This is a genomic window from Lysobacter helvus, from assembly GCF_018406645.1.
GTDB lineage: Bacteria > Pseudomonadota > Gammaproteobacteria > Xanthomonadales > Xanthomonadaceae > Noviluteimonas > Noviluteimonas caseinilytica.
The window spans coordinates 2,652,935-2,678,033 of record NZ_AP024546.1; the positions used below are offsets into that span (position 1 = coordinate 2,652,935).

The following is a 25,099-nucleotide window of genomic DNA, read 5'->3' on the forward strand; positions in this document are numbered from 1 at the left end:
AGGACCGATGGCCCTTTCGCCATCGACACACCAGGGGATTCCAACGTTGGTTACGTCTAGTTTTCGCAAGGGGATGAAGCGCAGCGCGCTGTTCGTCGCGCTGGGAATGAGCTTCGCAGCGGGCGTGAGCGCCCAGTCGAACATCACGGGCATGATCTACGGCCACGCACCGGTGGGGACCGGCAGCACGGTCGTGATCCAGAACCTCGACACGGGCCTGACCCGCACGTTGCAGGTCGGCGCCGACGGCGACTATCGCGCCGCGTCGCTGCCCAACGGCCGGTACAAGGTGACGTTGCAGAAGGATGGCGCGGTCGTCAGCGTCCGCGACAACATCCAGGTCAACATCGCCGGCGGCACCGAGGTGTCGTTCGCCTCGGCCGGCGGCACCACCAATTTCGACGCGGTCGAAATCATCGGCGGCGGCGTGCCGCTGGTCGACGTGTCGCAGACCGACACGCGCACGGTGCTCACCGCCGAACAGCTGTCCAAGATCTCGATCAACCGCGACGTCGCCAGCGTGGCGCTGCTCGCGCCGAGCGTGGTGCGCAGCGACAGCTACAGCGGCGTGCCGAGCTTCGGCGGGTCGGCTGCGTCGGAGAACGCGTACTTCATCAACGGCTACAACGTCACCAACCCGCTGACCTCGGTGGGCTTCACGACGTTGCCGTTCGAGGCGATCGGCGAGCAGCAGATCCTCACGGGCGGTTACGGCGCCGAGTTCGGCCGTTCCACCGGCGGCGTGATCAACCTGGTCACCAAGCGTGGCGGCAACGAGTGGCACGGCGGCGTCTACACGATCTGGACGCCCGAAGCCACGCGCGCCGCACCGCGCGACGTGTACTACGCGAACACCGGCTTCTACCCGGCCGACAACGCGGCCCGCGCGATCAACGAGCGCACCGACGGCACGCTGAACATCTGGCGCCAGCAGAACCTGTCGTGGTCGCTGACCACCGGTTTCTACGGCAGCGGCGCGCTGATCAAGGACCGCCTGTTCGTCTTCCTCGATGCGGAAACCACCAAGCGCGAAGGCACCGAAGTGCTGTCGGGCCGCACGGACCTGGCGAACTCCACGGCCGCGCAGACCGGCTGGCGCGCCTATCGCTTCAACTCGCCGCGCTGGGCCGCCAAGGTCGACTGGAACATCAACGACAACCACCTGATCGAATTCACCGGCATCCAGGACCGCACCACGACGCACTCCGAGCGCAGCGATTTCTCGTACGCGACGTTCACGCACAACACGATCCCGCGCCAGATCACGACGAACGACGACGACGCGCGTTTGTACGTCGCGAAGTACACCGGCTACCTCACCGACGACCTCACGCTGTCGGCGATGTACGGCGAGCAGTCCATCAGCCACAACAACGTGACGATGGGCTACAACCCGAACTGCCCGCAGATCAGCGCGCCGGCGAACGCGCAGGCCCCGGGCCTGGTGTATCGCAATTGCCAGCCGTCGACGTCCACCACGATCCCGTTCTCGCAGCCGGAAGAATCCACCAGCGGCTGGCGCATCGACTTGGCCTACGTGCTCGGTGACCACGAACTGCGCGTCGGTTACGAGCGCCAGGATGCGGAAGCCTCCGTGCACACCGGCCGCGCCGGTGGCCAGCTGTGGACCTACGCGCGCGCCGCCACGCCGACGACGCCGATCGCCACGTTCATCGGTTCGCCGTCGTCCGGCGGTGGCCTCGGTGCGCAGGGTTACTACGTCACGCGCACCGTGCTGCAGGCCAACTCGGATCCGAGCGTCGAGCAGGCCTCGCAGTACCTGGAAGACCGCTGGCACGTCACCGACAACCTGCTGCTGTCGCTGGGCCTGCGCAACGAGCAGTTCACCAACTTCGACGGCCTGGGCCGCCCGTACATCTCGCAGCGCAACCAGCTGGATCCGCGCGTCGGGTTCTCGTGGGACATGAAGGGCGACGGCACGCTGAAGCTGTTCGGCAACGTGGGCCGCTACCACCTCGCCACGCCGAACCAGGCCGCCATCCGTGGTGCGTCCGCCTCGCTCAACACGACCGAGTACTTCACCTACACGGGCGTCGACCCGGTGACGGGCGCGCCGACCGGCACGAACCGCATCCCGATGACGCCGGCGCCGACGATCTGCCCGGGCACGCAGGCGGTCTCGTCGAACCTGGAATGCGGTTCCGCACCGGATCCGCTGACCACGACGGCGAAGAACCTGAAGTCGCATTACCAGGAGGAGTACATCGTCGGCTTCCAGCAGGGCCTGTCCGCCACGTACGCGTGGGGTGCGAAGTTCACCTACCGCGACCTGAAGAGCGCGATCGACGACGTGTGCGGCGCGCTGCTGCGCAACAAGTGCCTCAACGCCAACCCGGGCGAGACGAACACGTTCATCTTCAAGAACGCGGACGGCTCGTACACGGAAGCCACGTTCACGGCCGAGCAGCTGGGCTTCCCGGCGTTGAAGCGTCGTTACTACGCGCTTGACCTGTTCGCCGAGCATTCGTACGCGGACAACTGGTACGGCAAGCTCGAGTACACGTACTCGAAGAACTGGGGCAACACCGAAGGCCAGCTGGCATCGGACCTCGACACGGGCGCCGGCGGCCAGGCCGACGTGGGCCGCACGCAGGACTGGGACCTCCCGGAACTGATGGTCGGCTCCAACGGCCTGCTGCCGAACCACCGCAAGCATGCGTTGAAGGCGTTCGGCTACTACCAGTGGAACGACCAGTGGCGCACGGGCGCAACGCTGATCACGGCGTCGGGCCGTCCGCGCAACTGCACCAGCCACTACCCGGCGGACAACGCGAGCCTCTACAACGGTTCGGCGTACTGGTTCTGCGGCCTGTCCGGTTCGGGCACCGCGCCGGGCTCGGCCAACTACCGCGCGCCCGCCGCCGACTACGCGATTTCCCCGCGTGGCTCGCACGGCGAAACGCCGTGGCTGGTCCAGCTGAACCTCAACGTGGCGTACGAGCCGACGTGGCTGGAAGGCCTGACGCTGCAGGCGGACATCATCAATGTCCTCAACCGGCAGACGGCGGGTTCGTACAACCCGCGCTACGAGCAGGGCACGGCCACGGTGCGTCGCAACGTGCCGAACCAGTTCTACGGCCAGGAGATCCAGATTTCGGAACCGCGCTCGCTGCGTTTGATGGCGCGCTACGACTTCTGATCGCAGGGTGGGTGAACCGGAACCGCCGGCGTTTGCCGGCGGTTTCTTCCTTCGGGTTGCAATGCCGCGGCGGGTTCCGCATAATGCGCGGCCTGCTGCGGGGTGGAGCAGTCTGGCAGCTCGTCGGGCTCATAACCCGAAGGTCGCAGGTTCAAATCCTGCCCCCGCTACCATGTTCAAGCGAAACGGCGATCCGGAAACGGGTCGCCGTTTTCGTTTGTGCCGATGGCGTGTCGGTTTGCGCAAGGTTGCGCGAATTGCACGGCGGATTCCCGTGCATTCGCCAAGGCCGCGGGACGCCTCCGGCCCTCGATAGGGCTTGTATCCTCTGGTTGACCGCGTATCCTCCCGGATACAGTCGTCGGCATGTTCGAACTTCGCCGCACACCGGAATTCAGAACGTGGCTCGCGTCCCTCACCGATGGCCGCGCGCGCACCAAGGTGTTGTCGCGGATGTCCAACATGTCGCTCGGCAATGTCGGCCCGTGCAAGCCGGTGGGTGGTGGCGTGTCGGAGTCGAGGATCGATTACGGCCCCGGTATCGGGTGTATTTCGTCACCCGCGCCACGCGCGTCATCGTGTTGCTGGCGGGCGGCGACAAATCCACGCAAGCGCGCGACATCCGCCGCGCGAAGGCGCTGGCGGCGGGACTGGGAGCCATCCACGGAGCCATATGACCACCACGACGGAAAAATTCGACATCACCGAATACCTCGTCGACGACGAGACGATGGCGAACTACCTGGCCGATTGCCTGGCCGAAGGCGGCATCGCGCTCTTCCTCCACGCCATGGGCGAGGTCGCCCGCGCGCGCGGGATGAGCATGATTGCTGCAGACACGGGCCTCACGCGCGCCAGCCTGTACAAGGCGCTCGGCGAAGGCGGCAACCCGGGGTTGGGCACCATCGCGCGCGTGCTCGACACGCTCGGGTTCTCGCTGTCGGTCGTGCCGAAGGCGCGGCCCGCGAAGCGCGCGGCCAAAACCGCACGCAGGAAGCCCGCGTCGGTTCCGTCGGCGCGAAAGTCGGTGGCAACGAAACCCCGCAAGAACATCGTCAGGAAATCGCCCTGATCGCACCCAACGTCGGCAACGCCTTCCAGGTGCCGACGCGGTAGAGCGTTCCGATCGCCGGCAGTGCGCGAGCGTCGAATCGCCGCACGTGCGGACACTGCATCGCACGCGGCAGGTTCTGCTTCCTGTGGATTTGCCGACACAGTTCGCAGACAAATCGGCTTCGCATGTCAGACGCGGGACGCCCCTGCACGCACCACGCATTGCCTACGGTCAGCGGCCCTTCTTTCCGACGAGGCCGACATGCCGATCCATCCGCGACTTCCGCGCACGATTTCCCTTGCCTGCGCACTCGCACTCACCCTGTCCATCGCACCCCACGCCTTCGCCGATGACAGCGGCGATGCCGCGCCACCCGCGCGCTTCACCGGCCCGCTTGTCAGTGGCGCACCCTCGCTGCCGCAGGGGCTGTTCAACATCGAGCCGTACCTGATCTACAACCACGTCGACGCGTACTACGACGCGAACGGCGATCGCCACTCGCTCGCCGAATCATCGGCGGGCTGGCACCTCGCCGTGCCGATGCTCTACGGCATCACCGACCGCCTCACCATCGGCGCCGTGCTCAACGCCTTCCACGGCGACAACGCGTTCGGCGACGGCACGACGCGCATGGGCGATGCGTCGGTATCGGTGATGTACAAGTTCCTGCAAGGGCAGGGCGCCGCGCGTCCATCGCTCACCGCCGTGTTCCGCCAGAACCTGCCGATCGGCAAGCACGATCAGATGGACCTGGAGCCGCACGACCTCACCACGGGCAGCGGCGCGGCCACCACCACGGTCGGGCTGCACGGCCAGGTGTATTCGACGCTCGGCGGCCGCACGCTGCGCAGCCGCGCCAACCTCAAGTACACGCTGCCCTACGACGGTGCGACGGTGCATGGCGAAAGCGTCTACGCCACGTTCGCCGGGTTCGAAGGCGTCGCCGACCTGCAAGGCGGCTGGCAGGCGACCACCGGCTTCGAATACGCGCTCGATTCGCGCTGGGTGCTGGCGATCGACGGCGTGTACGAACGCGACTTCGGCGTGGCGATCGGCGATGCCGACGGTCGCTTCGTCTCGAAGTCCCCGCACGCGTGGCGCTTCTCGGTCGCGCCCGCCGTCGAATACCACTTCAACGACAACGTCGGCGTCATCGCCGGCGTCTTCGCCTCGCTCGCGGGGCGCAACAGCAGCGCGGTGCTCGCACCGCAGGTCGCGGTCAACGTCGCGTTCTGACGCCACTGCCAACGGAGGTTTGCATGTTCAAGGATCTGTTCGCCATCAAGCCCGTCGCGCTCGCGACGGCCGGCGCCGGCGGGGCGCCGGAACTGCAGCGCACGCTCGGTGCGCGGCAACTGTTGTTGCTCGGCGTCGGCGCGATCATCGGCGCCGGCATCTTCGTGTTGTCCGGCCATGCGGCCGCCAATCACGCCGGGCCCGCGGTGTTGCTGAGTTTCGTGCTGGCCGGCATCGCGTGCGCGCTTGCGGGGCTGTGCTACGCGGAGTTCGCGGCGATGTTGCCGGTGTCGGGCAGCGCGTATTCGTACGCCTACGCGACGCTGGGCGAATCGGTCGCGTGGTTCATCGGGTGGAACCTGGTGCTGGAATACCTGTTCGCGGCCTCGGCGGTCGCGGTGGGATGGTCGGGATACCTCAACAGTTTCCTGGCGTCGTTCGGCATGGGCTTGCCGGAATGGCTGGCGAGTGCGCCGCTGTCCGTCGTCGATGGCGCGCTCGTGCACACGGGGGCGTTGGTGAACCTGCCCGCCGTGCTGCTGATCGCCGGCTTGAGCGGCCTGTGCTATGTGGGCATCCGCCAGTCGGCGGCCATCAACGGCGTGATCGTGGCGATCAAGGTGGCGGTGATCGTGTTGTTCGTCGCGTTCGCGGCGGGCTACGTGATGCCTGAGCACTGGACGCCGTTCATCCCCGAGAACGAAGGCCCGGGCAAGTTCGGCATCGAAGGCGTGGTGCGTGGCGCGTCGATCATCTTCTTCGCGTACATCGGCTTCGACGCGGTGTCGACGGCGGCGGGCGAGGCGAAGGATCCGCAGCGCACGATGCCCATCGGCATCCTCGGGTCGCTTGCGGTGTGCACGGTGATCTACATCGTGTTCGCGGCGGTGCTGACGGGCCTGGTGCCGTATACGGAACTCGGCACGCCGAAACCGGTGGCGACCGCGCTGGAAGGGCATCCGGAGCTGGCGTGGCTGAAGACCGCGGTGGAGATCGGTGCGATCGCGGGCCTGAGCTCGGTGGTGCTGGTGATGCTGATGGGGCAGCCGCGCATCTTCTACGCGATGGCGCAGGACGGGTTGCTGCCGAAGCTGTTCGGCCGCGTGCATCCGCGCCATCGCACGCCGCATGCGGGCACGGTGGTCGTCGGCACGGTGGCGGCGTTGCTGGCGGGCTTCCTGCCGATCGGCCTGCTCGGCGACCTGGTGTCGATGGGCACGTTGCTGGCGTTCGCGACGGTGTGCATCGGGGTGCTGGTGTTGCGCCACACGCGGCCCGACGTGCCGCGCCCGTTCCGCGTGCCGGCGGTGTGGGTGATCAGCCTGTCGGGGACGGTCGCGTGCCTGTACCTGTTCTGGCAGGTGTTCGCCGAGCACTGGGAACTGATGGCGGCGTGGACCGTGATCGGGCTGGTGATTTATGCGGTGTATGGGTATCGGAACAGTCGACTGCGGTCGACTGCGGCCTGAGGTTTCCGTCGCGCGCCGGAATCCGGCGCGCGGCGCGGCATTCCCTGACGGCGCCATGGCCCGCGTCCCGCTACGGTGCGGGCATGGCGAACGACGCGGCCAGCACGGTGACCTGGCGACCCTCTTGGTGGGTCGTCGGCGCGCACCTGGTCTTCGGCGTTTTCGGGGGCATCGGGCTGGTCGCGTCGGCGCTGCCGCGCGACCTCGCTATTCCCGGGGCCTGCGTCGCGCTGCTGGCCGGTGCATTGCGGGCGCTCCGGGAACGGCGTCGGCCCGCCCGCACGTTGCGCATCGCGGAACTCGACCTGCACTGGCGCGGTCCGTTGGCCTTCGATACGCGCCACGGCCTGTCCTGGTGGCCCGATACCCTGGCGGCGCGGGGGCGGCGGGCCATGCGACTCGCGGCATCACGGCAGGAATGAGAGGATAGCGGCCGCATGTTCAAACCCATTCCTGTCGCCATCGGCCTGCGCTACCTCCGCGCCAAGCGCCGCAACGGTTTCATCTCCTTCATTTCGCTGGCATCGATCCTCGGGATCGCGCTGGGCGTGACTGCGCTCATCACCACGTTGGCGGTGATGAGCGGGTTCCAGCGCGAGATCCGCGACCGCATGCTGCAGATGGCCGCGCACGCCACCGTCAGCGGTTACGGCGAGCCCCTGCAGGACTGGCCGCACGCAGTGCGCGTGGCCACGGCGGACAAGCGCGTCGCCGGCGCGGCGCCCTACATCGAAACCCAGGGCCTGCTGCGCGGCGCGCGCAACCAGCCCGCGATCGTCCGCGGCGTGATCCCGTCGGAAGAGGGCAAGGTGTCGGTGCTCGGCGAGAAGATGGTCGTCGGCAAGCTCGACGCCCTGCAGCCCGGCCAGTTCAACATCGTGCTCGGCAAGGAACTGGCGATGTGGCTGGGCGTCAACGTCGGCGACAGCGTCGTGCTCACCACCGACCTGCAGGCCACGCCCATGGGCGCGATGCCGCAGTTCAAGCGCTTCAGGGTGAGCGGCCTGTTCGAAGCCGGCTACAACGAATTCGACAAGGGCCTGGCCGTCGTCAACCTGCAGGACGCGCAGAAGCTGCTGCGCATGGGGGATGGCGTGACCGGCGTGCGGCTGCGCCTGTTCGACATGGACCAGGCCTTCGACGTCGCGCGCGAACTCGCCGAGCAATTGCCCGGCCCGTACAGCGTCAGCGACTGGACGCGCGAGAACGCCAACATGTTCCGCGCGCTGAAGATGGAAAAGACGGTGATGGCGATCCTGCTGTCGTTGCTGATCGCGATGGGCGCGTTCAACCTGGTGTCGTCGCAGGTGATGCTGGTGACGGACAAGCAGGCCGACATCGCGATCCTGCGCACGCTGGGCCTCACGCCCAACGGCGTCATGCAGGTCTTCATGGTGCAGGGCTCGCTGATCGGCATCATCGGCACGGTGCTCGGCGTGGTCGGCGGCGTGCTGCTCACGCTCAACCTCGACCACATCCTGGCCGGCATCGAAAAGGTGCTCGGCGTGCAGCTGATGCCCGAGGACGTCTACTACATCACCGGCCTGCCCACCGAACTGAAGGCGGACGACGTGGTGGTGATCGCGCTGGTCGCGCTGGGCATGGCCTTCATCGCGACGTTGTACCCGGCCTGGCGCGCAGCGCGCACGGCCCCGGCGGAGGCCCTGCGTTATGAGTGATGCATTGCGCGCGGAAGGCCTGGCCAAGACGTACGCCGAAGGCGACCTGAAGACGCACGTCTTCCATGACGTGAGCCTGTCGGTGGTGGAAGGCGAAACGGTCGCGATCCTCGGTGCATCAGGCGCCGGCAAGTCGACGCTGCTCCACCTGCTCGGCGGGCTCGATACGCCGACGGCGGGCGAAGTGTGGGTCGCGGGCCAGCGCATGAACGCCCTCACCGACGCGGCGCGCGGCAAACTGCGCAATCGCGCGCTGGGCTTCGTGTACCAGTTCCATCACCTGCTGCCGGAATTCACCGCGCTCGAAAACGTGATGCTGCCGGTGCTGCTGGATGGCAAGCCGGTGGCCGAAGCCGCCTCGCGTGCGCAGGTGCTGCTCGAAAACGTCGGCCTCTCGCATCGCCTGCAGCACAAGCCCGGCGAGCTCTCCGGCGGCGAACGCCAGCGTGCCGCCGTCGCGCGTGCACTCGTCAACAAACCCGCGTGCGTGCTGGGCGACGAACCCACGGGCAACCTGGACGAACGCACCGCCGCGCACGTGTTCGAGCAGATGCTGGAACTCAACCGCGCGCAGAAGACCAGCCTCGTGCTGGTGACGCACGACCGCAGCCTGGCGCGCAAGCTGGACCGCGTGCTGGAACTCCACGAAGGCCGACTGCGACAACTGGCACCCAGCGAGGTGTGACATGCGCGATGCGGCACGGATGCCGCGGAGGCCCACACCGGACGTCGCCCGCACAACGCCGCGCACGCCCGGGCCCATCGCCGTGGCGGTGTTGCTCACCTGCGGTGCGCTGGCCTGTCTCCGGTTGCCGGTGTTGCTGCCCGCGTGGGTCTGGATCTGCGTTGCGCTTGCAATCGCCGCACTCGTTTGCATGCCTTGGTGCAGGCAGCCGCGCAGTATTTTCGCGATGCGATGTGGCGCGATCGCACTCGCCGGCGCGCTGCTCGCCGGCATCCACGCGCACGTCGCGCTCGCACCGCCAGCGCACGCGCTCGCAGGCGCCGACACCCGCATTACCGGCCGCATCGTCGATCTTCCCGTCACCGAACCACGCCGCGTGCGATTCCACCTGCGCGTCGATGATGCGAGCGACCAACCCGAAGCACTGCGTGGCCGTCTCGTCCGCCTGGCCTGGTACGACGCGCGCGACGCCACCCCCGGCCCGCGCCCCACGGCCGGTAGCCGTTGGCATCTCGACGTGCGCCTGCGCCCGCCGCGCGGCCTGCGCAACCCGGGCACGCTCGACGCCGAACGCCACGCCTTCGCGCAACGCATCGCCGCGACGGGCTACGTGCGCAATCCCGCTTCCGCGCGAATCTTGTCGCCGCCGTCCGGCCTGCACGCTTGGCGCGCCCGCGTGTCCGATCGCATCGATGCCGCCGTCGCGCGCCCGAGCGATCGCTTCGTCCGCGCACTCGCCCTCGGCGACACGCGCTATCTCAGCGAACGCGATTGGGCCACGCTGCGCGCCACCGGCCTGACGCACCTCATCGCGATCTCCGGCTTCCATGTCGGACTGGTCGCCGGCTTCTTCGCATTGGGCGCATCCGCGCTCTGGCGACTGCTGCCATCCCTGGCGCTGCGCCTCCCGCGCCCCGCCGCCATGGCGATCGCGGCCTTGCTTGGCGCGTTGCTCTACACCGCGGCGTCCGGCTTCGCGCTACCGACGGTGCGTACCACGTTGATGATCGCGGTCGTCGCCGGCGCGCGCCTGGTGCGTCGACCACTGTCGCCTTTCGCCGCACTCGCGCTGGCGGTCACCGCGATGATCGTCGTCGATCCGTTGTCCCTGCTCGGCGCGGGCTTCTGGCTGAGCGTGTGCGGCGTCGCGTGGCTCGTGTGGTGCCTGCCGCGCGGCGACACGTCGTTGCTGCGGGGTTTCGCGAGTGCGCAGGCCGTCGCGACGATCGGGCTGTTGCCGCTCACCGTCGCGCTGTTCGGACAAGCTTCGCTCGCAGGGCCCATCGCCAACCTCGTCGCGATCCCGTGGTGGAGCCTCGTGGTGGTGCCGCTCTCGCTGCTCGGCACGGGGCTCGACACCGTGCAGCACGGCGCCGGCGACTGGGCGTGGCAAGCCGCGGCCTTCGCCTTCGATCTGCCGTGGCCCTGGTTCGAACACCTCGGCGACAGCGCACTCGCGTTGTGGTGGCTGCCTGAAGCGCGTTGGTTCGCGTTGCCGATGGCGTTGATCGCGGCGGCGTGGTGGTTGCTGCCGCGCCGCGTGCCCGGCAAGGCCCTCGCATCGCTCGCGTGGTTGCCGCTGCTGTTTCCCTCGCGCGAACTTCCGCCCCACGGCGGCGTGCGCCTCGATGTGCTCGACGTCGGACAGGGCCTGTCCATCCTCGTGCGCACGCAATCGCACACGCTCCTCTACGACATGGGCCCTGCGCAACACGACGGCTACGACGCAGGCGAACGCGCCGTCGTTCCCGCATTGCGCGCGCTCGGCGTGCGGAAACTCGACGTCGCGATCATCAGCCACGCCGACAGCGACCATGCCGGCGGTTGGCCCGCGGTGCGCCGCGCATTCCCGATCGCGCGAACGCTGACGCCCGACGGCAGCCCGACCGTCGCCGATGCGCCGTGCCTCGCCGGCCAGGCATGGCAACGCGACGGCGTCGTGTTCCGGATCCTGCATCCGGTCCCGTACTTCCCGTACCTCGGCAACGAAGCCGGCTGCGTCCTGCGCATCGAAACGCCGCACGGTGCCGCGCTGCTCACGGGCGATATCGGCGAAGTCATCGAACGCGCCCTCATCCATCGGGACCGGGCCTCGGTGCAAGCCGACGTGGTGCTGATCCCTCATCACGGCAGCGATGGCTCCTCCGACCCCGCGTTCATCCGCGCGACCGGCGCACGCCACGCCCTCGTGGCGTCCGGCGCGGGGAATCGCTTCGGGCACCCGCGCCCGGCCGTCGTGGCCCGCTGGTGCAGGGCAGGGGCCCGGGTCTTCGATACGGCGGCCAGCGGCGCAGTGCGCGCGGACATCGGTCCGGCCGGCACGCAGGTCGCGCCACGCCGCGCAACCCATCCACGACTTTGGGACGCAACGCCCCGGTCCCCCCGGAGCGCTGGGCTATGCTATCGCCCGCATCAAGGCGAAGGGCCCGCAACACCGCGGCCCGCGGAGGATTGAGCGTGCTGGAACTGGTGAAAGCGGGCGGCTGGCCGATGATCCCGCTGCTGCTGTTGTCGGTGGTCGCCCTGGCCATCATCGTCGAACGCTTCTGGAGCCTGCGGCGCAAGGTCGTCATCCCGCCCACCCTCGGCGCCGAAGTCCGCGCCTGGGCCGGCCGTGGCCGCCTGGACCCCACCCATATCGATTCGCTCCGCCGCAACTCGCCCCTGGGCGCGCTGCTGGCCGCGGCGCTCGACGTCCGCCACCGCCCGCGCGAGGAAATCCGCGAGCGCGTCGAAGACGTCGGCCGGCACCTCGTCCACAAGATGGAACGCTTCCTCAACACCCTCGGCACCATCGCCTCGGCCGGCCCGCTGCTCGGCCTGTTCGGCACCGTCGTGGGCATGATCCAGATGTTCCTCACGATCGGCGACCAGGGCATCGGCGACGTCAACGAACTCGCCGGCGGCATCGGCAAGGCGCTGGTGTGCACCGCCACCGGCATGATCGTCGCGGTGCCCGCGCTGTGCTTCCACCGCTATTTCCGCGGCCGCATCGCCACGTACATCGTCGACATGGAACACGAAGCCTTCCAGTTGATGGACGCGCTGGACCCGCGCGCCGCCGCGCAGCGCGTGGCCGCCGCGAGCGCGTACGCCGACGGCACGATCGACCGCGGCCCGTCCGCCGCGCCGGCCCACGCGAACGCCGACTGACGCATGCGCATCCGCGACTTCCGCGACGACGACACGCCGGAGATCAACCTGATCCCGATGATCGACGTCGTCCTGTGCCTGATCATCTTCTTCGTCGTCACCACCACGTTCGACGCGCGCTCCGTGCTCAAGCTGCAACTGCCGCAGGCCAACGGCCAGCCGGTGGAAGCCAAGGGCAAGCAGCTCAGCGTGCTCGTGAATGCCGAAGGCCGTTATTTCATCGATGACCGCGAAGCCCTGCGCACCGATGTCGAATCGCTGAAGCAGACGCTCGTCGACGTGGCCGGCAACGATCGCACCATGTCCGTGCTGCTGCGCGCCGACGGCCGCACGCCGCACCAGTCGGTCGTCACCGCGCTCGATGCGCTGGGGCAGCTCGGATTCTCGAAGGTGTCGATCGCCACCGCGCCGCCGGTCGTGCAGAAGGCGGCCACGCGATGACGGCCGCGACGCCCGCGCAGACCTACCGGCGCTTGCTCGGCTACGCGAAGCCGTATCGCGCCTGGCTCGGCATTGCCGCGTTCGCGATGATGCTGGAAGCCGCCGCGAGCTACGGCATCACGCGCCTGCTCAAGCCCATCGTCGATGGGCTGGCGGATCCGAAGAGTTTCGAGATGTGGTTGCCGGCGGCGTTGATCGGCTTGTTCATCGCGCGCGGTCTGTGCGGCCTGGCGGGCGATTACACGATGGCGCGCTCCGGCCGCGGCGTGGCGCGCGACTTGCGCCTGCTGCTGATGGGCAAGTATTTCCGTTTGCCGGGCGAACGCTTCGATGCAGAACCCGTCGCGTCGATGCTCACGCGCCTGGGCGGCGACACCGAACAAGTCGCGCAGGCCGCCGTGGATGCGCTGAAGGTGATGATCAGCGCCAGCCTGATGACGGTCGCGATGCTGTGGGCGATGCTCGACACCAGCTGGCGCGTCACGATCGCGCTGTTGCTGCTCGCGCCGGCGCTGGTGTTCGCGATGAACAAGGTCGGCAGTCGCTACCGCAACATCAACCATCGCATCCTCGAGAACGCCGCCGACATGCTGCAGTCCGCCGACCAGGCGCTGCACGGCCACCAGGAAGTGAAGATCTACGGTGCGCAGGATGCGGAGATCGGCCGCTACGCCGCGCAAACGCAGAAGAACCTGCAGCTCGCGCTGAAGGTGGAGGTCACGCGCGGTTCGATCTCCTTCTTCGTGCAGGTGCTCGGCGCGATGGGCATGGCCCTCCTGCTGTTCCTCGCCGCGCGCGAAGCCGCCGCGGGTCGCCTCACTGCCGGCGATTTCACCGTGCTGATGACGGCGATGGTCGGCATCATCCCGCCGCTGCGCCAGCTGACCAACGTGCAGGCGATGCTCCAGCGCGGCGTCAATTCGGCCGAGCGCGTGTTCACCGTCATCGACACGCCCGACGAACGCGACACCGGCACCACGCCGCTGCCGCGCGCCAAGGGCCTGCTGGAATTCCGCAACGTCACCGCGCGTTACGCGGGACAAACGCGGCCGGCGATCCAGGACATCAGCTTCACCGCGCGGCCGGGCACGGTCACCGCGATCGTGGGGCGCTCGGGCAGCGGCAAGACCACGCTGATCAAGCTGATCCCGCGCTTCTACGAACCCGAATCCGGCCAGGTGCTGCTCGACGGCCAGCCCATCGATGCGTATCCGCTGGGCGACTTGCGTCGCCAGGTCGCGATGGTCTCGCAGCGCGTGATCCTGTTCGACGCGAGCATCGCCGACAACGTGGCCTACGGCGAAATGATGGGCGCCGAACCGGCCAAGCTCGCCAGCGCCGTGCGCGGTGCGAACGCGATGGAATTCGTCGAACGCCTGCCGAGCGGCCTGGACACGCGCATCGGCGAACACGGCGGGCGCCTGTCGGGCGGACAGCGCCAGCGCCTCGCGATCGCGCGCGCCTTGTTGAAGGACGCCCCGATCCTGATCCTCGACGAAGCCACCGCCGCGCTCGACAACGAATCCGAACGCCTCGTGCAGGACGCCCTCGATCATTTGATGCCCGACCGCACCACGCTGGTCATCGCGCATCGCCTGTCGACGATCGAACACGCCGACCAGGTGCTGGTGCTCGACGAAGGCCGGCTGGTGGAGCAGGGCACGCACGCCGAACTGCTCGCGCGCGGGGGCGTGTACGCGCACCTGCACCGCATGCAGTTCCGCGACGCACCGGCCGAGGCATGACCAAGGCGCGCCTGCCGGCCTGGTGGTTCGACAACGCGCCGGTGCCGTTGATCGCGCGCGCGGTGTCCTCGGTGTACGGCGATGTCACGCGCCTGCGCCGCGGCCTGTATTCACGGCACCTGCTGCGCCAGCATCGCGTGCCGGTGCCGGTGGTCGTCGTCGGCAACATCGCCGTCGGCGGCACGGGCAAGACGCCGCTCACCATCGCCATCGTCGAACGCCTGCGCGATGCGGGCTGGACGCCGGGCGTTGCCAGCCGCGGCCACGGACGACGTGAAGAACGCACGCCGCGCTGGGTCGAACGCAACACGTCGCCCGACGAGGGCGGCGACGAACCTGTATTGATCGCGATGCGCACGGGCGCGAAGGTCCGCGTCGATCGCGACCGCGTTGCCGCCGCACGCGCGCTCGCGCAGGCGGGCTGCGACATCGTGGTGTGCGACGACGGCCTGCAGCATTACCGCCTCGCGCGTGACGTGGAAATCGACGTCGCCGACGGCCGCCGCGGTCGCGGCAACGGCCAGCTGTTGCCGGCCGGCCCGCTGCGCGAACCGATCGAACGCGCGATGCGCTGCGATTTCCGCGTCGTGAACGTCGGCGCCGGCGGCGACGGCGAAGGCATCGCCGGCTTCGGCGAATGGCCGATGCAACTGGTGCCGGGCGATGCGCATCCGCTGGTCGGCGGCCGGCCGCGTCCGCTTGCGTCGTTCGCCGGCCAGCGCGTGCACGCCGTCGCCGGCATCGGCAATCCCGATCGCTTCTTCGCGATGCTGCGCGACCGCGGCATCGCGGTGGTGCCGCATGCGTTCTCCGATCACCACGTGTACGTTGCGGCCGATTTCGAATTCGGCAGCAAGCTCCCGGTGCTGATGACCGAGAAGGACGCCGTGAAGTGCCGCGCGCTGGCCGACGCGGACTTCCATTCCGTCCCGGTGCGTGCCGAATTGCCCGAAGCCTTCTGGATCGCCTTGCTCGATCGCCTCCCGCCGCGCACGCAGGACACGACCGCATGACCGACACGCCCGATTTCGTCGTCGCGATCCCCGCGCGGTACGCGGCCACGCGCCTGCCCGGCAAACCGCTGCGGCTGATCGGCCGCGAGCCGCTGGTGCTGCATGTCGCGCGCCGCGCGCTGGCCGCCGGCGCACACGATGTGTGGGTGGCCGCGGACGACCAGCGCATCGCCGACGCGCTCGAAGGCAGCGGCGTGCGCATCGCGATGACGTCGCCGGACCATGTCTCGGGTACCGACCGCCTCGCCGAATGCGCACGCATCGCGTGCTGGTCGGACGACACGATCGTGGTGAACCTGCAGGGCGACGAACCTTTCGCCCCCGCATCGGGGCTGCGCGCGGCCGCGTCCGTGCTGGCGAGCTCCGGCGCGGAGATGGCGACCCTCGCCACGCCGATCGACGACGTCGCCACGCTGCTCGATCCGAACGCCGTGAAACTGGTGCGCGCCGCGAACGGCGACGCGCTCTATTTCAGTCGCGCGCCGATCCCGTGGCCGCGCGATGCATTCGCGACGTCACGCGACACGATGCCCGCGGGCGGCCCTTGGCTGCGCCACATCGGCCTGTACGCGTACCGCGCCGGCTTCCTGCAAACCTTCACGGCGTTGCCGCCCGGTCGCCTGGAACGCATCGAATCGCTGGAACAACTGCGCGTGCTCGAAGCCGGCCATCGCATCGCGGTCGCGTTGTCGCCGGAACCCTTCCCGCCGGGCGTCGACACGCCCGAGGACCTCGCGCGCGCCGAAGCGCGATGGGCATCGCAACGTTGATGCCTGCCCGGCCGGGCAATGGGCCCATGCTGCATCGCAAGCAGGCCTAGAATCGACGCGCGACGCGACGTTCGGGATCCAGGGGGAGTGGTGGCAATGGGGTTGGCGCAGGTTCCGGGGTTTCCTTCGACATTGCAGTGGCTCAACGCCGGCGTGGCACCGCCCGGCGCGATGCCGGGCTGGCTGACGGCGATCGCCTTCGCCAACCTGGGCTCGGCCTGGTCGCTGCAGGCCCTGCAGGCGTTGCAGACGCTGCGCGCGCGCTACCCCAATCGCCTTCGCGCCCTCGTGCTGCACGTCCCGCGCTTCGACCACGAGCGTGATGCGCGGCGCGCGATGAAACGCGCGCATCGCGAGGGCATCACGCTGCCGCTGGCGCTCGACGCCGACTGGGTGGCCTGGCAGCAGTTCGGCGTGCGCGTGTGGCCAACCGTGTTCCTGGTGGACGGCATGGGCCAGGTGCAGGCGCGCATCGAAGGGGAAGGCGTGCTTGCCGACCTCGAACGTCGCCTGCAGGCGATGGAGTCCGATGCGCCCGGCGACGATCCCACGCTGCAACGCCGCGTGCGCGAACCCGATCTGCCGCTGCGCTTCCCGATGGGCCTGGCGGTCAACGCGCAATACCTCTACGTCGCCGACAGCGGCCACCACCGCATCCTCGAATGCAGCCACGCCGGGCGCGTGCTGCGGCAGTTCGGCAGCGGCGACCCGGGCCTGATCGATGGCGATGCGGGGCATGCGTCGTTCCAGTCGCCGCATGGCCTCACGCTGATGCGCGACACGCTGTACGTCGCCGACTGCGGCAACCACGCGGTGCGCCGGATCAACCTGCGCACGGGCGACATCGACACGCTGTGCGGCAACGGCCGCCGCGGCGCGCCGAAGGAAGGCCCGGTGCGCGCGTCGCAGGACGTGATGCTGGATTCGCCGCGCGCCGTCGCCGCGGTCAACGATCAATTGCATATCGCCCTCGCCGGCGACAACCAGGTGTGGAGCTACGACCTCGGCAAGGCGACGCTCACGTTGCGCGCGGGCTCCGGCGCGCTGGACGTGAAGGACGGGCGCGGCGCGTCCGCCGCGTTCGCGCAGCCGGTCGCGCTGGCCGCGGTGCAGCAGACGGTGTACGTGTGCGATGCCGCGGGTTCGGCGATCCGTTCGCTGCAACTGCGCGACAACGCGGTGCAGACGGTGGTCGGGCAGGGCGCGTGGGCGTTCGGCCAGGCCGACGGGCCGCGCACGATCGCGCAGTTGCAGGAACCGCAGGCGATCGCGCTGGATCCGGATTCGCCGACCCTGTGGATCGCCGACGCGGGCAACGATCGCCTGCGCAGCCTGCGCCTGGGCGGCGGCGACCTCACCTCGCACCCGCTCGCGCAGCCGCTGCACGGGCCGGCCGGGATGGCGGTGGGGGCGGGCGCGGTGTGGATCGCGGACACGGACGCGCACGCGGTGCTGCGCGTGGAGCCGAAGACCGGGGCCGTGCAGCACCTGCCGATCGGCGAATGAGGCGTCAGAACCCGCCTCATCGCCGATCCCCGATAATCCCTGCATGACGCAAGACCCCACCCCGCCGCCCTTCGACGGCAAGGCCTTCGCCCGCGGCCTCGGTTCGCAGCCGGGCGTGTACCGCATGTACGGCAAGGACGACGCGATCCTGTACGTCGGCAAGGCGCGCGTGCTGAAGAACCGCGTCGGCAGCTATTTCAACGCCACGCCCAAGACCACGCGCACGATGGCCATGCTCGCGCAGGTCCAGCGCATGGAAGTGACGGTGACGCGCACCGACGCGGAGGCGTTGCTGCTCGAGAACCAGCTGATCAAGTCGCTGCATCCGCGCTACAACGTGCTGCTGCGCGACGACAAGAGTTATCCGTACGTGCTGCTGACGCAGGAAGCCTGGCCGCGCCTGGCGTTCCATCGCGGGCCGAAGTCGATCCCCGGGAAATACTTCGGGCCGTATCCCAGCGCGGCGGCGGTGCGCGAAACGCTGAACTCGATGCACAAGCTGTTCAAGCTGCGCAGCTGCGAGGACAGCGTGTTCCGCAACCGGTCGCGGCCGTGCCTGCAGTACCAGATCGGACGGTGCAGCGCGCCGTGCGTGGGATTGGTGCAGGCGCGCGAATACGCCGATGCGATGCGGCGTGCGTCGTTGTTCCTCGACGGGCGCAGCGAGGAGCTCGGCAACGAACTCACCACGTCGATGGAAGCGGCCAGCACGCGCCTGGATTTCGAGGAAGCCGCGCGCCTGCGCGACCTCATCACGACGATCCGCAAGTTGCAGGCGCGCCAGTACGTCGACGGCCAGGCCGCGGACCTCGATGTGTTGTCGGTCGCGATGCAGGGCGCGTCGGCCTGCGTGCTGCTGCTCGCCTTCCGCGACGGGCGCAACCTGGGCACGCGCGCGTTCTTCCCGAAGAGCAACGGCGCACCGCCCGATGAAGTGCTGGCCGCGTTCGTGTCGCAGTACTACGCCGAGCAAACGCCGCCGAAGGAAATCGTGCTCGACCGCGACGTGCCGGATCGCGAACTCATCGAAGTCGCGCTGTCGGAAGCCAGCGGCCGCAAGATCCAGCTCAAGTGCAACGTGCGCGGCGATCGTGCGGGCTACGTCGACCTCGTGCGCCGCAACGCCGAACTCACCCTCGCCACGGAACTGGCCACCCACGCCGCCCAGAGCGCGCGCGCCGAGGCCCTGCGCGATCTGTTCGGCCTGACGGAGGTGCCCAAGCGGATCGAATGCTTCGACATCAGCCACACGATGGGCGAGGCCACGGTCGCTTCGTGCGTCGTGTTCGATTCGAATGGGCCCGTGCGCAGCCAGTACCGCCGCTACAACATCGCGGGCATCGAACCGGGCGACGACTACGCAGCGATGCACCAGGCCCTCGAGCGCCGCTTCAAGCGCGCGATCGAAGAGGGCGGGGTGATGCCCGACGTGCTGCTGATCGACGGCGGCAAGGGCCAGCTCGCGCAGGCCAACGCGGTCCTGGGCGAACTCGGGGTCGGGGGCATCGTGGTGGTCGGCGTGGCCAAGGGCGTGGAGCGCCGCGCGGGCCACGAGACGCTGCTGATGCCCGACGGCCGCGAACTGCGCCCGGGCCCGGAATCCCCCGCGCTGCAACTCGTGCAGCAGGTGCGCGACGAAGCCCACCGGTTCGCGATCACCGGCCACCGTGGCCGCCGCCAGAAGGCGCGCGCCAGCAGCCGGTTGGAAGACATCCCCGGGATCGGTCCGCGCCGCAGGCAGAGCCTGCTGAAGCATTTCGGGGGATTGGCGGGCCTGAAACAGGCCGGGGCCGAGGAGATCGCGCGCGTGGAAGGCATCAATGCCGCGCTGGCCGAGCGAATCTATGCGACGCTGCACGGGCTGCCGATGCCCGCGACGGGGCCGGCGGCCACGGGGAACGACGAGGCAGGACGCAACGCATGAAGATGACGGTACCGACCATGCTGACCCTGGCGCGGATCGCGATGATCCCGATCCTGGTGGTCGTGTTCTACCTCCCTTACAAATGGACCAACTTCGCCGCGGCGTTCGTGTTCGCCTTCGCCTCCATCACGGATTGGCTGGATGGCTGGATCGCGCGGCGCTACCACCAGTACTCGGCGTTCGGCGCGTTCCTGGATCCGGTGGCCGACAAGCTGATGGTGGCCACGGCCCTGTTCCTCATCGTGCAGAGCCATCCCACGCGCTGGATGGCGCTGTGGGCCGCGGTGATCGTGGGCCGCGAAATCGCGGTCTCCGCGCTGCGCGAATGGATGGCGGAGCTGGGCCAGCGCGCGAAAGTGGCCGTGGCCTCGGTGGGCAAGATCAAGACGATCGTGCAGATGGTCGCGGTGACGCTGCTTTTGTACCAAGCCTCATTCTTCGGCATTCCCGTGTTCACGATCGGGGAATGGATGCTCGCGGTCGCGGCCCTGCTCACGTTGTGGTCCGGCTACGAATACCTGCGAGCGGCCTGGCCCTCGTTGCGTGCGCAGGCCGTGCAGCCGGGTGTTGACAGCCCATGATTCGTCATTAGAATGTCGGGCTCACCGCGGGAATAGCTCAGTTGGTAGAGCACGACCTTGCCAAGGTCGGGGTCGCGAGTTCGAGTCTCGTTTCCCGCTCCAGATTGTGGACCTCGAGTCCATTTGACGAAGCCCCGTTCGCGGGGCTTCGTTGTTTTCGCGGGATGTGTAGAATCCCGCAGCGATACGTCATCCGGCCGGGTGGCAGAGTGGTTATGCAGCGGACTGCAAATCCGCGTACGCCGGTTCAATTCCGACCTCGGCCTCCAGATTCGAATGTGCGCCCCGTTTGAAGCATCCCTTCATGCGGGGCGTTTTCATTCGTACGCGCGATCGCCTTCAGGCACGAATCGCGCGTGTCGCACGAGTTCGGTGTACGTCACCGCGGCGTCCTTCGGATTCCCGGTGCGGTAGAAGTTGATCGCGTAGAGCTCGCCGGGCAGCGCCACCGCGAATTCGACGACGAAGTCGTCGTCCCCGAGGTCTTCGATGCGCATCGTCGCCGGCTCGCCGCCGGGCATCGCGAAGGGCGTGTACGGGACGACGTCCTTGATCCCGGGCCATTCCGGATCGGGCCGCGACAGGTTGTCGATGTAGCGCTTCAGGTGCGCCGCGGGCGTCGCGTTGCGAAGTGCGAGCGGCGCTCCGAACAACGTGATGCGGACGTCCTCGTTGCCGTCGCGCGAATGCCCGATCGGGCCATCGTCCCGCGCCTCGATCGTCCATCCGGCGGGGAGCGCCAGGCGCAGGCGTCCCCAGACGATTTCCGCGGGCGCGGCGGTGGACGCCGCGTGGGATGTGCGTGCGCTGGAGACGATCGCATCGGCAGGACCCACCAAACCGACGACAAGGGCCAACGACAGCAGCGTGCGAACCTGCATGGTGATTCCCCTGGATGTTCGTGCCATCGGGAACAGCGTCGGCGGTCACTTCAACACAGAATGGCGCCTTCCGCCCGGGCGTTCCGGTGCCCGTGGCGCCAGTGCTAAATTCGCCAGCTCCCCCGCGTCGACGCACGAGTTCCCATGACGACCTCGACCCCGTACCCCATCGGCACGCCCCTCCAGCCCTGGGGCGATGCCGAAAAGCAGCAGTGGCGTGCGCGCCAGGTGCGCCACCGCAGCCACGCCGACGATGTCGTGGCCGTCGTCGATCGCCTGCGTTCGCGCTTCGACGTGACGGAATACGGCCGCCTCGATTACGACGGCGAAACGTTTCCGCTGCTCGCGATCCAGTCGCGCCACTGGGACGACACGCTGCCGACGATCCTGGTCACCGGCGGCGTCCACGGCTACGAGACCAGCGGCGTGCATGGCGCGCTGCAGTTCGTCGACCAGCACGCGGAGGCGTACGCGGGCCGCATCAACCTGCTGGTCGTGCCGTGCGTCAGTCCGTGGGCCTACGAGCGCATCCATCGCTGGAATCCGTTGGCGATCGATCCCAATCGTTCGTTCCGCGACGGCAGCCCGGCGGAGGAATCCGCAGCGCTCGTGCGCCTGTTCGCACCGTTCCGCGATCGGGCCCTGGTGCACATCGACCTGCACGAAACCACCGACACCGACGAAACCGAATTCCGCCCCGCGCTCGCCGCACGCGACGGCAAGCCGTCCACGCCCGAAGGCATCCCCGATGGCTTCTACCTCGTCGGCGACACCGAGGATCCGCAGCCGGACTTCCAGCAGGCGATCATCGCGGCGGTGGAGCAGGTGACCCACATCGCGCCGCCGGACGCGAAGCACGAAATCATCGGCTCGCCGGTGGTCGCGCACGGCGTCATCAACTATCCGGTGAAGGCGCTCGGCCTGTGCGCGGGCATCACCAACGCGCGCTACCGCACCACGACCGAGGTCTATCCCGACAGCCCGCGCGCCACGCCCGAGCAGTGCAACGCCGCGCAGGTGGCGGCGTTGCGGGCGGCGATCGATTACGCGCTGGCGCATCCGTAGGCCACGCGCGCGATGGCTGACGCTGCGATCCCCGCGCTCGACGACTGCAGCCCGCGCAACCCGCTGTACATCGCCCATCGCGGTGCAGCGGCGCTGTCCCCGGAGAACACACTCGAGGCGTATCGCGCGGCGTATGCCACCGGGCTGCGCGTGATCGAGCAGGATGTGGTCGTGCTCGCCGACGGCGCCCTCGCGGTGATGCACGACGACACGGTGGACCGCACGACGGATGGCTCCGGCCTGGCGCAGACGTTCGACACCGCGCGCTTCCGTGCGTTGCGGATCGATGCGCGCCGCTACGCGGGCTTTCCCGCTTTCGTGTCGCCGCCGTTGTTCGCGGACGTGCTGTCGGAGTTCAAGGGCCGCGTGCTGTTCGTGCCCGAAGCCAAGGCGCGGGGGTGTGGCGCGGCGTTGGCGAATGCATTGTCGTCGGCCGGCATCGAGCAGCAGCACGCGCTCGTGCAGGCCTTCGCGCTTGCGGACCTCGCCCCCGCGATCGCGGCGGGCTATCCCGCGATGTTCCTCACCGCGCGCCGCGATGCGATCGCCGAGGCGCGCGCGATGGGCGTGACGTGGGTGGGGCTGGACCGCAAGGCGCCCGACGCGGTGTACGCGGCGTGGCGCGACGCGGGCTTCCGGATGATCGCGTGGACCGTCAACGATCGCGCCGAACGCGATCGGTTGCTCGCGCTCGGCGTGTCGGGCTTCTTCTCCGACGACCCGCTGTCGCTCACTCGCGGGGCTTGATCCGCAGGCTCAACACGATCGTCGCCGCCAGGATCAGCGCGACCACCACCAGCGACCACACGATCGGGATCTTCACGAAGTCCAGCAGCAGCATCTTCGAGCCGATGAACACCAGCACGGTGGCCAGGCCGTAGGGCAGCAGGTGGAAGCGTTCGGCCATGCCCTGCAGCAGGAAGAACATCGCGCGCAGGCCCAGCACGGCGAAGACGTTGGACGTCAGCACGATGAAGGGATCGCTGGTGATCGCGAAGATGGCGGGGATGGAATCGACCGCGAAGATCACATCGGTGATGCCGATCAGCACCACCACGACGAACAGCGGCGTGAACCAGCGGCGCCCTTCGCGCATGAACCACATCGCATGGCCGTGGTAGCCGTCGCTCAGCGCCAGGTGCCTGCGCATCCACTTCAACGCGGGATTGGCTTCCAGGTCCGGCGGCTTGCCGGCCGCGAGGAACATCTTGATCCCGGTGAAGACCAGAAACGCGCCGAACACGTAGAGGATCCAGTGGAAGCGTGCCAGCAGCAGCGCGCCGGCGAAGATCATGATCGCGCGCAACGCGATGGCGCCCAGCACGCCGATCACCAGCACGCGCTGGCGTTGTTCCTCCGGCACCGCGAAGTACTGGAACAGCAGCAGGAACACGAAGATGTTGTCGACCGCGAGCGACTTCTCGACCACGTAACCGGTGAGGAACTCCAGGCCGACGCGCTGCCCCGCGACGGGGCCCGATTCGCGCCCCACCCACCACCACAGCGCCGCGTTGAACGCGAGCGCCAGCGCCACCCAGCCGAGGCTCCACCACGTGGCCTCGCGCATCGTGACCTTGTGCGGCCCGCCGTGGCGCATGAGCACGAGATCGACCAGGAGCGCCGCGATCACGACGGCGGCGAATGCAACCCAGAGCCCGGGACTACCGATGGTTTCCATGGGGACCGATGCTAACGTGCGAAGACACCGTGACGCTTCACGCCAACGACGATCTGCACCACCGGACATTCCCGCGGGCCGCGGCGCGGTTTCCGAGAGTGCGGGGCGCGCACGTCGCGCCCCGCCGGTCACGCGGTCAGAGCAGCGAGCAGTCGTCCAGGGTTGGCATCCCCATGATTTCGCCGCCCCCTGTGCAGGCGAGCGTGATGCGGTCGCCCTTCGCCAGGCTGGCCGCGTGCTGCGGCAGCAGGCCATGCGCCTGGACAATGCTGAAGTCGCCGCCCGAAAGCTGGACGACGGGTTCGTCCGCGATTCCCGATTCAATCGACTCGACCACGCCCGTCACGCGCAACGGCTTTCCCTTGTATTGCTGGTCTGCAGCGACTTCATTGGCGCTGTAGGACGCCTGGAGGGCGCGCGCATTGATGGAAATCGCGTCGGCCGCCTGGGCCTGCGTCGTGGAGGGCGTCGTCGTGTCGGCGGCATCCGACACTGCCGCGATGCTGCCGGCGAAGATCAGGAGCCCAATGAAGTAGATGGCAGGTGACACGAGCAGTGACGCGAGCATCGGGAAAATCCCGGCCATCGCGCCGCGCTTCGACATCGCGACGATCGCGAGGATGAAGGCGACCAGGTTCAGCGGCCAACCAACGAACATCCCGGTGCCGGGTATCGGCAGCAGGAAACACACCCACGCAATCGCAAGGCACACCCACGCGGCTTTGGCGCTCGCGTTGGACGCGGGCACGGCAATGGCATTCATTACTTTCAGTTCCCCTGTTGTCCGGGCCCCCTGCCCGGAATCGGAGGACCTTATAGCAGTTGCGTGCAGGAACACGCCACGTCGTGCCACGTGGTTAGAATCGCGCCAGGCACGCGCCCGGATGGCGAAACTGGCAGACGCAAGGGACTTAAAATCCCTCGACCGCAAGGTCATGTGGGTTCGATCCCCACTCCGGGCACCATAAAATAAGGCGTTTGTGCATTGCGGCGTGACCGACCACTCATCCCGTGGGACACTCTTGGGACAGTAGCTGTCAACTCGTCCCAATATGGCAA

General features: G+C 68.5%; 20 protein-coding genes, 4 tRNA genes and 1 pseudogene. 22 read left to right on the plus strand and 3 right to left on the minus strand.

Annotated features, from left to right (window positions below):
- Window positions 1-73 precede the first annotated feature (73 nt).
- The 19 genes and pseudogenes from LYSHEL_RS12800 to LYSHEL_RS12890 all read left to right on the plus strand — a co-directional run bounded on the left by LYSHEL_RS12800 (window position 74) and on the right by LYSHEL_RS12890 (window position 20,685).
- Window positions 74-3,160 carry a TonB-dependent receptor gene (locus tag LYSHEL_RS12800; RefSeq protein ID WP_244858540.1) on the plus strand — a complete coding sequence of 1,029 codons (3,087 nt, stop codon included), beginning with the start codon at window positions 74-76 and terminating at the stop codon, window positions 3,158-3,160.
- 96 nt (window positions 3,161-3,256) lie between these two features.
- Window positions 3,257-3,333: transfer RNA gene (locus LYSHEL_RS12805), tRNA-Met, on the plus strand.
- Window positions 3,334-3,833: 500 nt separating this feature from the next.
- On the plus strand, window positions 3,834-4,232 hold the full coding sequence (locus tag LYSHEL_RS12810; protein WP_213434417.1) for an addiction module antidote protein: 399 nt from the start codon (window positions 3,834-3,836) through the stop codon (window positions 4,230-4,232).
- A 243-nt stretch (window positions 4,233-4,475) separates the two neighbouring features.
- Complete coding sequence (locus tag LYSHEL_RS12815; protein WP_213434418.1) at window positions 4,476-5,450, plus strand: hypothetical protein; 975 nt, start codon at window positions 4,476-4,478, stop codon at window positions 5,448-5,450.
- A gap of 23 nt (window positions 5,451-5,473) precedes the next feature.
- Window positions 5,474-6,919, plus strand: coding sequence for an amino acid permease (locus tag LYSHEL_RS12820; protein WP_213434419.1), 1,446 nt, complete (start codon window positions 5,474-5,476; stop codon window positions 6,917-6,919).
- 83 nt (window positions 6,920-7,002) lie between these two features.
- Complete coding sequence (locus LYSHEL_RS12825) at window positions 7,003-7,341, plus strand: hypothetical protein (protein WP_213434420.1); 339 nt, start codon at window positions 7,003-7,005, stop codon at window positions 7,339-7,341.
- Window positions 7,342-7,356: 15 nt separating this feature from the next.
- On the plus strand, window positions 7,357-8,598 hold the full coding sequence (locus LYSHEL_RS12830; protein ID WP_213434421.1) for a lipoprotein-releasing ABC transporter permease subunit: 1,242 nt from the start codon (window positions 7,357-7,359) through the stop codon (window positions 8,596-8,598).
- Window positions 8,591-9,283, plus strand: a complete 693-nt coding sequence (lolD, locus tag LYSHEL_RS12835) for a lipoprotein-releasing ABC transporter ATP-binding protein LolD (RefSeq protein ID WP_213434422.1) — start codon at window positions 8,591-8,593, stop codon at window positions 9,281-9,283. The genes LYSHEL_RS12830 and lolD overlap by 8 nt, the downstream gene beginning before the upstream one ends.
- 19 nt (window positions 9,284-9,302) lie before the next feature.
- A pseudogene (locus LYSHEL_RS12840) lies at window positions 9,303-11,847 on the plus strand (DNA internalization-related competence protein ComEC/Rec2); the annotation flags it as partial.
- Window positions 11,741-12,436, plus strand: coding sequence for a MotA/TolQ/ExbB proton channel family protein (locus LYSHEL_RS12845; RefSeq protein ID WP_213434423.1), 696 nt, complete (start codon window positions 11,741-11,743; stop codon window positions 12,434-12,436). The pseudogene LYSHEL_RS12840 and the gene LYSHEL_RS12845, both read left to right, overlap by 107 nt.
- A 3-nt stretch (window positions 12,437-12,439) precedes the next feature.
- Window positions 12,440-12,877: an ExbD/TolR family protein gene (locus LYSHEL_RS12850; protein WP_213434424.1), complete on the plus strand. Its 438-nt coding sequence runs from the start codon at window positions 12,440-12,442 to the stop codon at window positions 12,875-12,877.
- Window positions 12,874-14,622 carry a lipid A export permease/ATP-binding protein MsbA gene (gene msbA / locus LYSHEL_RS12855; protein ID WP_213434425.1) on the plus strand — a complete coding sequence of 583 codons (1,749 nt, stop codon included), beginning with the start codon at window positions 12,874-12,876 and terminating at the stop codon, window positions 14,620-14,622. Before LYSHEL_RS12850 ends, msbA begins: the two co-directional genes overlap by 4 nt.
- Entirely contained in the window at window positions 14,619-15,635 is a 1,017-nt protein-coding gene (gene lpxK / locus LYSHEL_RS12860) for a tetraacyldisaccharide 4'-kinase (protein WP_213434426.1), read from the plus strand. Before msbA ends, lpxK begins: the two co-directional genes overlap by 4 nt.
- Window positions 15,632-16,405 (plus strand): 3-deoxy-manno-octulosonate cytidylyltransferase, encoded by a 774-nt coding sequence (gene kdsB / locus LYSHEL_RS12865; protein WP_213434427.1) that lies wholly within the window; start codon window positions 15,632-15,634, stop codon window positions 16,403-16,405. Before lpxK ends, kdsB begins: the two co-directional genes overlap by 4 nt.
- Window positions 16,406-16,501: 96 nt before the next feature.
- Entirely contained in the window at window positions 16,502-17,911 is a 1,410-nt protein-coding gene (locus LYSHEL_RS12870) for a hypothetical protein (RefSeq protein WP_213437830.1), read from the plus strand.
- A gap of 43 nt (window positions 17,912-17,954) precedes the next feature.
- A complete protein-coding gene (gene uvrC, locus LYSHEL_RS12875) occupies window positions 17,955-19,835 on the plus strand; it encodes an excinuclease ABC subunit UvrC (protein ID WP_213434428.1) in 1,881 nt (626 codons plus the stop codon).
- Window positions 19,832-20,416: a CDP-diacylglycerol--glycerol-3-phosphate 3-phosphatidyltransferase gene (pgsA, locus tag LYSHEL_RS12880; protein ID WP_213434429.1), complete on the plus strand. Its 585-nt coding sequence runs from the start codon at window positions 19,832-19,834 to the stop codon at window positions 20,414-20,416. Before uvrC ends, pgsA begins: the two co-directional genes overlap by 4 nt.
- A gap of 26 nt (window positions 20,417-20,442) precedes the next feature.
- A tRNA-Gly gene (locus LYSHEL_RS12885) sits at window positions 20,443-20,518 on the plus strand.
- A gap of 93 nt (window positions 20,519-20,611) precedes the next feature.
- A tRNA-Cys gene (locus LYSHEL_RS12890) sits at window positions 20,612-20,685 on the plus strand.
- 48 nt (window positions 20,686-20,733) lie between these two features.
- Here the strand turns inward: LYSHEL_RS12890 and LYSHEL_RS12895 are convergent.
- Window positions 20,734-21,297 carry a hypothetical protein gene (locus LYSHEL_RS12895; RefSeq protein WP_213434430.1) on the minus strand — a complete coding sequence of 188 codons (564 nt, stop codon included), beginning with the start codon at window positions 21,295-21,297 and terminating at the stop codon, window positions 20,734-20,736.
- 144 nt (window positions 21,298-21,441) lie between these two features.
- Between LYSHEL_RS12895 and LYSHEL_RS12900 the strand changes: the two genes are divergently transcribed.
- Both LYSHEL_RS12900 and LYSHEL_RS12905 read left to right on the plus strand, forming a co-directional pair.
- A complete protein-coding gene (locus tag LYSHEL_RS12900; RefSeq protein WP_213434431.1) occupies window positions 21,442-22,362 on the plus strand; it encodes a M14 family metallopeptidase in 921 nt (306 codons plus the stop codon).
- A gap of 12 nt (window positions 22,363-22,374) precedes the next feature.
- Window positions 22,375-23,109, plus strand: a complete 735-nt coding sequence (locus LYSHEL_RS12905; RefSeq protein WP_213434432.1) for a glycerophosphodiester phosphodiesterase — start codon at window positions 22,375-22,377, stop codon at window positions 23,107-23,109.
- Here LYSHEL_RS12905 and LYSHEL_RS12910 read toward each other — a convergent pair.
- Complete coding sequence (locus LYSHEL_RS12910) at window positions 23,093-24,040, minus strand: TerC family protein (protein WP_213434433.1); 948 nt, start codon at window positions 24,038-24,040, stop codon at window positions 23,093-23,095. The genes LYSHEL_RS12905 and LYSHEL_RS12910 overlap by 17 nt on opposite strands.
- A 136-nt stretch (window positions 24,041-24,176) precedes the next feature.
- Window positions 24,177-24,803 carry an OB-fold protein gene (locus LYSHEL_RS12915; protein ID WP_213434434.1) on the minus strand — a complete coding sequence of 209 codons (627 nt, stop codon included), beginning with the start codon at window positions 24,801-24,803 and terminating at the stop codon, window positions 24,177-24,179.
- A gap of 115 nt (window positions 24,804-24,918) precedes the next feature.
- Between LYSHEL_RS12915 and LYSHEL_RS12920 the strand changes: the two genes are divergently transcribed.
- Window positions 24,919-25,005: transfer RNA gene (locus LYSHEL_RS12920), tRNA-Leu, on the plus strand.
- Window positions 25,006-25,099: the final 94 nt, after the last annotated feature.

Excerpts from the sequence above, each read along its gene's own strand:
- LYSHEL_RS12800 (WP_244858540.1), top strand. The coding sequence starts at position 74 with ATGAAGCGCAGCGCGCTGTTCGTCGCGCTGGGAATGAGCTTCGCAGCG.
- LYSHEL_RS12810 (WP_213434417.1), top strand. The coding sequence starts at position 3,834 with ATGACCACCACGACGGAAAAATTCGACATCACCGAATACCTCGTCGAC.
- LYSHEL_RS12815 (WP_213434418.1), top strand. The coding sequence starts at position 4,476 with ATGCCGATCCATCCGCGACTTCCGCGCACGATTTCCCTTGCCTGCGCA.
- LYSHEL_RS12820 (WP_213434419.1), top strand. The coding sequence starts at position 5,474 with ATGTTCAAGGATCTGTTCGCCATCAAGCCCGTCGCGCTCGCGACGGCC.
- LYSHEL_RS12825 (WP_213434420.1), top strand. The coding sequence starts at position 7,003 with ATGGCGAACGACGCGGCCAGCACGGTGACCTGGCGACCCTCTTGGTGG.
- LYSHEL_RS12830 (WP_213434421.1), top strand. The coding sequence starts at position 7,357 with ATGTTCAAACCCATTCCTGTCGCCATCGGCCTGCGCTACCTCCGCGCC.
- lolD (WP_213434422.1), top strand. The coding sequence starts at position 8,591 with ATGAGTGATGCATTGCGCGCGGAAGGCCTGGCCAAGACGTACGCCGAA.
- LYSHEL_RS12850 (WP_213434424.1), top strand. The coding sequence starts at position 12,440 with ATGCGCATCCGCGACTTCCGCGACGACGACACGCCGGAGATCAACCTG.
- msbA (WP_213434425.1), top strand. The coding sequence starts at position 12,874 with ATGACGGCCGCGACGCCCGCGCAGACCTACCGGCGCTTGCTCGGCTAC.
- lpxK (WP_213434426.1), top strand. The coding sequence starts at position 14,619 with ATGACCAAGGCGCGCCTGCCGGCCTGGTGGTTCGACAACGCGCCGGTG.
- kdsB (WP_213434427.1), top strand. The coding sequence starts at position 15,632 with ATGACCGACACGCCCGATTTCGTCGTCGCGATCCCCGCGCGGTACGCG.
- LYSHEL_RS12870 (WP_213437830.1), top strand. The coding sequence starts at position 16,502 with ATGGGGTTGGCGCAGGTTCCGGGGTTTCCTTCGACATTGCAGTGGCTC.
- uvrC (WP_213434428.1), top strand. The coding sequence starts at position 17,955 with ATGACGCAAGACCCCACCCCGCCGCCCTTCGACGGCAAGGCCTTCGCC.
- pgsA (WP_213434429.1), top strand. The coding sequence starts at position 19,832 with ATGAAGATGACGGTACCGACCATGCTGACCCTGGCGCGGATCGCGATG.
- LYSHEL_RS12895 (WP_213434430.1), bottom strand. The coding sequence starts at position 21,297 with ATGCAGGTTCGCACGCTGCTGTCGTTGGCCCTTGTCGTCGGTTTGGTG.
- LYSHEL_RS12900 (WP_213434431.1), top strand. The coding sequence starts at position 21,442 with ATGACGACCTCGACCCCGTACCCCATCGGCACGCCCCTCCAGCCCTGG.
- LYSHEL_RS12905 (WP_213434432.1), top strand. The coding sequence starts at position 22,375 with ATGGCTGACGCTGCGATCCCCGCGCTCGACGACTGCAGCCCGCGCAAC.
- LYSHEL_RS12910 (WP_213434433.1), bottom strand. The coding sequence starts at position 24,040 with ATGGAAACCATCGGTAGTCCCGGGCTCTGGGTTGCATTCGCCGCCGTC.
- LYSHEL_RS12915 (WP_213434434.1), bottom strand. The coding sequence starts at position 24,803 with ATGAATGCCATTGCCGTGCCCGCGTCCAACGCGAGCGCCAAAGCCGCG.